This is a genomic window from Micromonospora sp. NPDC047812, assembly GCF_040704175.1.
Classification (GTDB): domain Bacteria; phylum Actinomycetota; class Actinomycetes; order Mycobacteriales; family Micromonosporaceae; genus Micromonospora.
This window is the reverse complement of sequence record NZ_JBEYRY010000018.1, coordinates 1-10,798: the sequence shown is the minus strand read 5'-3', so window position 1 is coordinate 10,798 and position 10,798 is coordinate 1. Positions and strand designations below refer to the sequence as shown.

At 75.8% G+C, this 10,798-nt stretch carries 1 protein-coding gene; it reads left to right on the top strand.

Annotated features, from left to right (window positions below; all coding sequences use genetic code 11):
• Positions 1–14 precede the first annotated feature (14 nt).
• Positions 15–10,798, top strand: a 10,784-nt coding sequence (locus AB0883_RS30020) for a type I polyketide synthase (protein WP_366644648.1), incomplete at its 3' end; no start/stop codon positions are given.

The following is a 10,798-nucleotide window of genomic DNA, read 5'->3' as shown; positions in this document are numbered from 1 at the left end:
AGGTGATCAACCCGATGGCGAACGAAGCCAAGCTCCGCGAGTACCTCAAGCGCGTCACGGCTGACCTGCACGAGACCAGCGAACGCCTGAGGGCCGTCGACGAGCAGAACCACGAGCCGATCGCGATCGTGGGGATGGGCTGCCGCTACCCGGGCGGGGTGCGGACCCCCGAGGCGCTGTGGCGGCTGGTCGAGTCCGGCGTCGACGCCGTCACGCCGTTCCCGGCGGACCGGGGCTGGGACGTGGAGAACCTCTACGACCCCGACCCGGACGCGCACGGCAAGTCGTACACCCGGGAGGGTGGCTTCCTGCACGACGCCGGCGAGTTCGACGGCGGCTTCTTCGGCATCTCCCCGCGCGAGGCGCTGGCGATGGACCCGCAGCAGCGGCTGCTGCTGGAGGTCGCCTGGGAGGCGGTCGAGCGGGCGGGCATCGCCGCCGACTCGCTCAAGGGCAGCCGGACCGGCGTCTTCACCGGCGTGATGTACCACGACTACGTCTCCCGCCTGAACGGCGTGCCGGAGGAGGTCGAGGCGTTCGTCGGCACCGGCAACCACGGCAGCGTCGTCTCCGGCCGGATCGCGTACACCTTCGGGTTCGAGGGCCCGGCGGTGACCGTCGACACCGCCTGCTCGTCCTCGCTGGTGGCGATGCACCTCGCCGTGCAGGCCCTGCGCTCCGGCGAGTGCACGCTCGCGCTGGCCGGCGGCGTCACCGTCATGTCCAGCCCCGACACGTTCGTCGGCTTCAGCCGCCAGCGCGGCCTGTCCCCGGACGGGCGCTGCAAGTCCTTCGCCGCCGCCGCCGACGGCACCGGCTGGAGCGAGGGCGCCGGCCTGCTGCTGCTGGAACGGCTCTCCGACGCCCAGCGCAACGGCCACCCGGTGCTCGCCGTCGTCCGCGGCACCGCCGTCAACCAGGACGGCGCCTCGAACGGCCTCACCGCGCCGCACGGTCCGTCGCAGCAGCGGGTGATCCGCCAGGCCCTCGCGAACGCCCGACTCTCCCCGGCCGACGTGGACGCGGTGGAGGCCCACGGTACCGGCACCCGCCTCGGCGACCCCATCGAGGCGCAGGCGCTGCTCGCCACGTACGGCCGGGACCGGGCCGACGACCAGCCCCTCTGGCTCGGCTCGATCAAGTCCAACCTCGGGCACACCCAGGCCGCGGCCGGCGTCGCCGGCGTGATCAAGATGGTCATGGCGATGCGCCACGGCGTCCTGCCGCGGACCCTGCACGTCGACGAGCCGTCCCCGCACGTCGACTGGTCGGCCGGCGCGGTGAGCCTGCTCCGCGAGCCGCGCCCGTGGCCGCGCGCCACCCGGCCGATGCGGGCCGGCGTCTCCTCCTTCGGCGTCAGCGGCACCAACGCCCACGTCATCGTCGAGGCCCCGCCCGCGCCGCAGCCGGCCACCGGCACCGTCGCCGGCCCGGACCCGCTGCCGTGGGTCGTCTCCGCGCGCAGCGCCGCCGCGCTCGGCGCCCAGGCCGACCGGCTGCGCTCCTGGCTCGCCGACCACCCCGACGCCGCACCGGCCGCGGTGGGCCGCGCCCTGGCCGCCAACCGGTCGGTCCTGGAACACCGGGCGGTGGTGCTCGGGGCCGACCGGGACGAGCTGGTCGCCGGGCTCGGCGCCCTGGCCGACGGCGTCCCGGCGGCGTCCGTGCGGCGCGGGGTCGCCAGCCCCACCCGGGTCGCCGTGCTCTGCACCGGCCAGGGCGCCCAGCGGGTCGGCATGGGCCGGCAGCTGTACGCGGCGTTCCCGGTCTTCGCCTCGGCCTTCGACGCCGCCTGCGCGGAACTCGACAAGCACCTCGACCGGCCCCTGCGCGCCGTGCTCGACGGTCCCGCCGAGGTGCTCGACCGCACCGGCTACGCCCAGGCGGCGCTGTTCGCCGTCGAGGTGGCGACCTACCGGCTCGTCGAGTCCTGGGGCGTCGTGCCGGACTTCGTGACCGGGCACTCGGTCGGCGAGGTGGCCGCCGCACACGTCGCCGGCGTGCTGTCGCTGCCCGACGCCGCCCGCCTGGTCGCCGCCCGGGGCACCCTGATGCAGGCCCTGCCCACCGGCGGGGCGATGGTGTCGCTCCGCGCCACCGAGGCGGAGGTACGCGCGCACCTGGCCACCGCCGGCGACGCGGCCGGCGCCGGGCTGGCCGCCGTCAACGGCCCGGAGTCCGTCGTCGTCTCCGGCGACGAGGACGCCGTGCTGGCGGTCGCCGCACACTTCGAAGCCCTCGGCCGCAACACCAGGCGGCTGCGGGTCAGCCACGCGTTCCACTCCGCCCGGATGGACCCGATGCTCGACGCGTTCGGCGACGTGCTCGGGCAGCTGACCTTCGCCGCGCCCCGGGTCCCCGTGGTCTCCACCGTGACCGGAGCGGTGCTCGACCCCGAGGAGGTGCGCTCCCCGGCGTACTGGCTGCGCAACGTCCGCGACACGGTCCGTTTCGACGCGGCCGTGGCGACCCTGCGCGAACTCGGGGTGGGCGCGTACGTCGAGGTGGGGCCGGGCGGGGTGCTCTCCGCGCTGACCCAGGAGATCGTCGGCCCGGACCAGGCGGTCTGCGCCCCGGTGCTGCGCGCCGACCACGACGAGGCGGCGACCGCGCTGGCCGCGGCGGCCACCGTCTGGGCCCGGGGCGTGCCGGTGAACTGGGCGGTCCTGTTCGACGGCCCGTCCGTGCCGGTCGACCTGCCGACGTACGCGTTCCAGCGGGAGCGCTACTGGCTGCTGCCGCTGCCGCAGGCCGCCGACGTGACCGCCGCCGGGCTGACCCCGACCGGTCACCCGCTGCTCGGCGCGGTGTTCCGCTCGGCCGACGGCGACGAGGTGACGCTCACCGGCCGGCTGTCCGTGCAGACCCAGCCCTGGCTGGCCGAGCACGCCGTACGCGACGTGGTGCTCTTCCCCGGGACCGGGTTCGTGGAACTGGCGCTGTGGGCCGGCGCGGAGGTCGGCGCCGACCGGCTCGCCGAGCTGACCCTGGAGGCGCCGCTGGTGCTGCCGGAGACCGGCGGCGTCGACGTGCAGGTCGCTGCCGAACGTACCGGCGGCGAGGCGTGGCAGCTGACGGTCCACGCCCGCCGGTCCGGCACCGACGACCTGTGGGTCCGGCACGCCACCGGCCTGCTCGCCCCGGCGCTTGGGGACGGCGGGGCCACGCTGGCGGACTGGCCGCCGACCGGCGCCACCGCCCTGGACGTGTCGGAGCTGACCGGGCGGGCGGCGCAGGCCGGGTTCGCGTACGGCCCGGCCTTCCAGGGGCTGCGCGCCGCGTGGCGGCTCGGCACCGACGTGTACGCCGAGGTGGCGCTGCCCGAGCCGGCGGCCGACGAGGCCGGCGCGTACGGGCTGCACCCGGCCCTGCTCGACGCCGCCGTGCAGGCGGTCGGGCTCGGCATCGTCGACCCCGGCGAGGCCCGGCTGCCGTTCTCCTGGTCGGACGTGACGCTCTCCGCCCACGGCGCGGACACCCTGCGGGTACGGCTGACCCCCACCGGCCCGGACACGGTGGCCATGCTGGTCGCGGACGCCGCCGGTGAGCCGGTCGCCCGGGTCGGGTCCCTGGTGCTGCGGCCCCTGCCGGCCGGGGAACTCACCGCCGGCGGATCGTCGTGGCGTCGCTCGCTGTTCCGCCTCGACTGGCCCCGGCACGCCGTCGGCGTGGGCGCGCCCGACGGCACGACCTGGGCGGTGCTCGGCGACCGCCCGGCGCCGCTGCCGTCCGGCGTGGCCGCCGTCCGGCACGCCGACCTCGACGCGCTGTGCGACGCCGGGGTGCCCGACGTCGTGCTGTTCCCGGTGGCCGGCGCCGCCGCGACCGACCCCGGCCCGGTCCACGACCTGCTCGCCGAGGTCCTCGCCGTACTCCAGGGCTGGCTCGCCGCCGAGCGCCACACCGGCGGGTCCCGGCTGGTGGTCCTCACCAGTGGCGCCGTCGCCGTGGACGACGACGCGGACGTCGCCGACCTGGCCGGCGCCGCCGTGTGGGGTCTGCTCCGGTCGGCGCAGGCCGAGCACCCCGGCCGGTTCCTGGTCGTCGACCTCGACGACCGGGAGAACTCCGCGTCCGCCCTCGCCGGCCTGCTGTCGGCCGACGAGCCGCAGGCGGCGGTGCGCGACGGCGTGGTCCGGGTGCCCCGGCTCGTCGCCGCCCCGGAAACCGCCGCCCCGGAAACCGCCGCCCCGGAACCCGCCGGGCCGGCGCTGGACCCGGACGGCACGGTGCTGGTCACCGGCGGCACCGGTGCCCTGGGTGCGCTCCTTGCCCGCCACCTGGTCGCCCGGCACGGGGTCCGCCACCTGGTGCTGACCAACCGGCGCGGCGCCGACGCGGACGGCGCCGCCGCCCTGCTCGCCGCCCTCGCCGACCTGGGCGCCACCGCGACGGTCGAGGCGTGCGACGCCGCCGACCCCGACGCCCTCGCCGCGCTGCTCGACCGGATCGACCCGGCGCACCCGCTGACCGGCGTGGTGCACACCGCCGGCGTGCTGGCCGACCGCACCCTCACCTCGCTCACCGCCGGGTCCCTCGACGAGGTGCTCCGGCCGAAGGTGGACGCCGCCGCGCACCTGCACGAGCTGACCGCGGGCAGGGGCCTCGCGCTGTTCGTCACCTACTCCTCGGCGGCGGGCGTGACGGGCAGCCCCGGGCAGGCCAACTACGCGGCGGCCAACGCCTTCCTGGACGCGCTCGCGCACCGGCGGCGGGCCGCGGGCCTCCCGGCGCTCTCCCTGGCCTGGGGGCCGTGGGTCGAGTCGGGCGGCGGCATGACGGCCGGCCTCGACCGGGCCGACACCGACCGGCTGGCCCGCGCGGGCGTCCGCCCGATTTCCCAGGCGGACGGCCTCGCACTCTTCGACGCCGCCCTGTCGACCGGCCTGCCCACGGCGGTGCCGATGGCGCTGGACGGCCCGGCGCTGCGCGCCCAGGCCGAGGCGGGCACCCTGCCGTCGGTCCTGCGCGGCCTGGTCCGCGCGCCCCGCCGCCGCGTCGCGCGGTCCGGCCCGGCCGAGACCGCCGCCCTGACCGAACGGCTCGCCGGGCTCGACCGCGAGGAGCGCGCCGCGGCCCTGCTGCGGCTCGTCCTCGACCAGGTCGCGGCGGTGCTGGGGTACGCCGACGCCGCCGCCGTCGAGGCCGGCCGCCCGTTCACCGAGCTGGGCTTCGACTCGCTCACCGCCGTCGAGCTGCGCAACCGGCTGGGCGCGGTGACCGGCCTGCGGCTGCCGGCGACCCTGGTCTTCGACCACCCGACCCCGCTCGCCCTGGCCGACCACCTGGACGCCGAGACGGGGACCGACGCCGGCGCGCTGCCGACCCCGGTCGCCGCCGTCGCGGCGCTCGACGAGCCGATCGCGATCGTCGGCATGAGCTGCCGCTACCCCGGCGGCGTGCGCAGCCCCGAGCAGCTGTGGGACCTCCTCGTGTCCGGTGGGGACGGCATCACCGGCTTCCCGGCCGACCGCGGTTGGGACGTCGACGACCTGTACGACCCGTCCGGCGCGCGCCGGGGCAGCAGCTACGCCCGCGAGGGCGGCTTCCTGACCGACGCCGGCGACTTCGACGCCGACCTGTTCAAGATCTCGCCGCACGAGGCGCTGGCCATGGACCCGCAGCAGCGGCTGCTGTTGGAGACCGCGTGGGAGGCGATCGAGGACGCCCGGATCGACCCGCTCGCGCTCAAGGGCCGCCCGGTCGGCGTGTTCGCCGGCATGATGTACCACAACCACGCCGCCGGGCTGGCCGACGTTCCGGAGGCCCTCGACGGCTACCTCGGCGTCGGCACCGCCAGCAGCGTGCTGTCGGGTCGGGTGGCGTACTCGTTCGGTTTCGAGGGGCCGGCGGTGACGGTGGACACGGCGTGTTCGTCGTCGCTGGTGGCGTTGCACCTGGCGGTGCAGGCGCTGCGGTCGGGCGAGTGCGACCTGGCGCTGGCCGGCGGCGTCACCGTGATGGCGACGCCCGAGACGTTCATCGACTTCTCCCGCCAGCGGGGCATGGCCCCCGACGGCCGGTGCAAGTCCTTCTCCGACGCGGCGGACGGCACGGGCTGGTCCGAGGGCGCGGGCGTGCTGCTGGTGCAGCGCCTGTCGGACGCGCGGCGCGACGGGCGCCGGGTCCTGGCGGTGGTGCGCGGCACGGCGGTGAACCAGGACGGTGCGTCGAACGGGTTGACGGCGCCGAACGGTCCGTCGCAGCAGCGGGTGATCCGCCAGGCCCTCGCGAACGCCCGGCTGGGCGTCGGGGACGTCGACGTGGTGGAGGCGCACGGCACGGGCACGACGCTGGGCGACCCCATCGAGGCGCAGGCGCTGCTCGCCACGTACGGGCAGGACCGCGACGAGCCGTTCCTGTTGGGGTCGGTGAAGTCGAACATCGGTCACACGCAGGCCGCCGCGGGGGTGGCCGGGATCATCAAGATGATCTTGGCGATGCGGGCGGGTGTGGTGCCGGCGACGCTGCACGTGGATGAGCCGTCGTCGCATGTGGACTGGTCGTCGGGTGCCGTGGAGCTGGTGACCGAGTCGCGGGCGTGGCCGGATGCGGGGCGTCCCCGGCGTGCGGGCGTGTCCTCGTTCGGCATCTCCGGTACCAACGCGCACGTGATCATCGAGCAGGGTGAGCAGGAGTCCGCTCCGGCGCCCGTCGCACCGGTCGGGTTGCCGGTGCCGTGGGTGGTGTCGGGGCGTTCGGAGCGGGGTCTGGCGGGTCAGGCCGCGCGGTTGGCGTCGTTCGTGCGGGACCGGTCCGTGTCGCCGGTGGATGTGTCGTGGTCGTTGGCGACGACGCGGGCGGCGTTGGAGCACCGGGCGGTGGTGTGGGGCTCGGACGTCGACGAGTTGGTCGCCGGCTTGTCGGTGGTTGCCGATGGGCGGTCGTCGGGTGTGGTGTCGGCGGGTCGTCGGGCGGTGTTGTTCACGGGTCAGGGCTCGCAGCGTGCGGGTATGGGCCGGGAGTTGTACGAGGCGTTCCCGGTGTTCGCGTCGTCGTTCGACGAGGTCTGCGCGCGGTTCGACGGCTTGTTGCCGCGTGCTCTGCGGGAGGTGGTGTTCGCCGAGGCAGGTGCTGACGAGGCCGGTCTGGTGGATCAGACCGTCTTTGCGCAGGCGGGGTTGTTCGCGGTGGAGGTGGCGTTGTGGGAGTTGTTGGCGTCGTGGGGTGTGCGGGCGGATTTCCTGGCGGGTCATTCGATTGGTGAGGTGACGGCGGCGTACGTGGCGGGGATGTTGTCGCTGCCGGATGCGTGCACGCTGGTGGCGGCGCGGGGTCGGTTGATGCAGGCGTTGCCGTCGGGTGGGGTGATGGCGGCGGTCGGTGCGTCGGAGGAGTCGATCGGTGAGTTGATCGGCGCGACCGGTGCGGCGGTGGACATCGCGGCGGTGAACGGTCCGGCGTCGGTGGTGGTCTCGGGTGCGGTCGACGAGGTGGCCTCGGTGGTGGCCACCTGCCGTGCGCGGGGTTGGCGGGTCAAGGAACTGTCGGTCAGTCACGCGTTCCATTCGCGGTTGATGGAGCCGATGTTGGACGAGTTCGCCTCGGTGGTGGCGGGCCTGGACTGGCGGTCGCCGAGGATTCCGGTCGTGTCGAACGTGACCGGTGGGGTCGCGGACGCCGGGGAGATCACCGACCCGGGGTACTGGGTGCGGCATGTGCGGCAGCCGGTGCGCTTCGCCGACGGTGTGGCGGCGCTGCGGGCGCAGGGCGCGGACACGTTCCTGGAGGTCGGTCCCGACGCGACGTTGACGGCGATGGTGGCGGAGATCGTCGCGGATGCCGCGGTGCGGCGGGTTCCGGCGTCGCGCCGGGACCAGGCGGAGGTCACGGCGCTGACCGAGGCGCTGGGGCAGTTGTGGGTCGCGGGTGTGCCGGTGGACTGGGCGGCGTACCTCGGTCAGTCCGGCGTCCGGCCTCGCGTGGTCGACCTGCCCACCTACGCCTTCGACCACCGGCGCTACTGGATCAATGTCGCGACGCGCTCCTACCGTCCCCCCGCCGCCCGGCGCACCGCGGCCGACGAGGACTTCTGGCGGGCGATCGAGGCGGAGGACCTGACGACCCTCGCCGAGAGCCTGGCGGTCGACGCCGACGCCCCGCTCGCGGACGTGCTGCCCGCGCTGTCCACCTGGCGACGCCGCCGGGACGCCGAAGCGGCCCTCGACTCCTGGCGCTACCGGGTGACCTGGCAGCCGCTCACGGACGACGCCGCCCGCGCGGAGGCGACCGACTTCCTGCTCGTCGTGCCGGCCGACGCCGACGCGGCCGTGACGGACTGGGCCGCCGCCCTCGGCGCCGCCGGCGGGCGGATCGTCGAGGTCGACGCCGCCTGCGACCGGAAGCGGCTCGCCCACGACCTCATCGAGGCGTCCACCGGCCGTGACGGGGACGCGCTGCCCGTACTCTCCCTGCTCGCGTTCGACACCCGGCCGTACGCAGGGGCCGCCTCCGTGCCGACGGGCCTCGCCGGCACGGTCGCGCTCGCGCAGGCACTCGGGGACGCCGGGATCACCGCCCGGCTCTGGATCGCCACCCGTGGCGCGGTCTCCGTCGGCTCCCGGGACCGGCACGTCGACCCCGTGCAGGCCATGGCGTGGGGCTTCGGCAGCGTGCTGCGCACCGAGCACCCGCACCGGTGGGGCGGGCTCGTCGATGTCCCCGAGCAGCCCGACCAGGGCGTCGTGGGCATGCTCCGGACGCTGGTCGCCGGCACCGGTCGGGAGGACGAGGTCGCCCTGCGCCGCAACGGCGGCCACGCCCGCAGGCTCGTTCGAGCGACGTACGGGGACACCGGTCCGCGTCGTTCCTGGACGCCGCGCGGCACGGTGCTGGTCACCGGCGGCACCGGGGCCCTCGGCGGGCACGTCGCCCGCGCCCTCGCCGCCGAGGGTGCCGAGCACCTCCTGCTGGTCAGCCGGCGGGGCGGCGAGGCGCCGGGCGCGACCGCCCTCGCCGAGGAACTCGCCGGGCTCGGCAGCCGGGTCACCCTCGCGTCCTGCGACGTGGCCGACCGGGCCGCGCTCGCGGCGCTGCTCGACTCGATCCCCGCCGAGCTTCCGCTGAGCGCGGTCGTGCACACCGCCGCCGCTCTCGACGACAACGTCGTCGACGCGGTCAGCGTCGACCAGCTGGCAACCGCCCTGCGGGCGAAGGTCGACGCCGCGCGCAACCTGGACGAGCTGACCCGGGGCCTGGACCTCTCCGCCTTCGTGCTCTTCTCCTCCCTCGCCGGCCTCATGGGCGCCGCCGGGCAGACCACCTATGCGCCGGGCAACGCCTTCCTCGACGCGCTCGCGCAGCGGCGTCGCGCGGAAGGGCTGCCGGCGACCTCGCTCGCGTGGGGTCTGTGGGCCGACGGCGGGGTGAGCGCCGGTGAGTTCGAGGAGCGGCTGCGGCGTACCGGCTTCGGCGCGATGGCACCGGAGACGGCCGTACGCGCCCTCACGCGGGCGCTGGACCGCGACGAGACGTACCTCGTGGTGGCCGACATCGACTGGGCCCGGGTGGCCGCCGCCGGCGGTCGGCGCTCCCACCCGCTGGTCCGGGACCTCCTGGTCGAAGCCGGCGCGGCGGGAACCGCGGCGGGAACCACCGACGCCCCCGTGCCGGCGGCCGACCTGCGCCTGCGTCTGTCGGGAATGCCCGGTACGGAGCAGCTGCGCGTCCTCGGTGAGCTGGTACGCGCCGAGGTCGCGGCCGTGCTCGGCCACGAGTCCGTCGAGCGGGTGGCACCGGACCGGGCCTTCCAGGACCTGGGCTTCACGTCGCTGGCGGCGGTCGAGCTGCGCAACCGGCTCGACGCGGCGACCGGCCTCGCGCTGCCGACCACGCTCGCCTTCGACTACCCGAACTCGGCGGCCCTGGCCGGACACATCCACGCCGAGCTGCTCGGTGGGCAGGCCCTTCCCGTCCCCGCCGCGGTCACCGGTCCCGTCGTGGGCGACGACCCGATCGTCATCGTCGGCATGGGCTGCCGTTTCCCCGCCGGCGCCGAATCCCCGGAGGGGCTCTGGGAACTGCTGACGGCCGGTGTCGACGCGATGTCGGACTTCCCGACCAACCGGCACTGGGACCTGGGGTCCCTGGTCGGAACCGACTCCTACGTCTCGCGGGGGGCGTTCCTGGCCGACGCGGGCGGCTTCGACGCGGAGTTCTTCGCCATCTCGCCGCGGGAGGCGCTGGCCATGGACCCGCAGCAGCGGCTGCTGCTGGAGGTCGCCTGGGAGGCGTTCGAGGACGCCCGGATCGAGCCCCTCGCGCTGCGCGGCGGTCGGGTCGGGGTGTTCGCCGGCACGAACGGGCAGGACTACGAGACCGTCGTGCGCCAGGCCGGGGAGTCGCTCGCCGGGTTCGGCGCGACCGGCGCCTCGGCGAGCGTGTTGTCGGGTCGGGTGGCCTACTCGTTCGGTTTCGAGGGGCCGGCGGTGACGGTGGACACGGCGTGTTCGTCGTCGCTGGTGGCGTTGCACCTGGCGGTGCAGGCGCTGCGCTCCGGCGAGTGCGACCTGGCCCTGGCCGGCGGCGTCACCGTCATGGCCACCCCGGGTGCCTTCATCGAGTTCTCCCGCCAGGGCGGCCTGTCGGCGGACGGCCGCTGCAAGGCCTTCGCCGAGTCGGCGGACGGCACCGCGTGGGGCGAAGGCGTCGGGGTGCTGGTGGTGCAGCGCCTGTCGGACGCGCGACGCGACGGGCGCCGGATTCTGGCGGTGGTGCGGGGCACGGCGGTGAATCAGGACGGTGCGTCGAACGGGTTGACGGCGCCGAATGGTCCGTCGCAGCAGCGGGTGATCCGTCA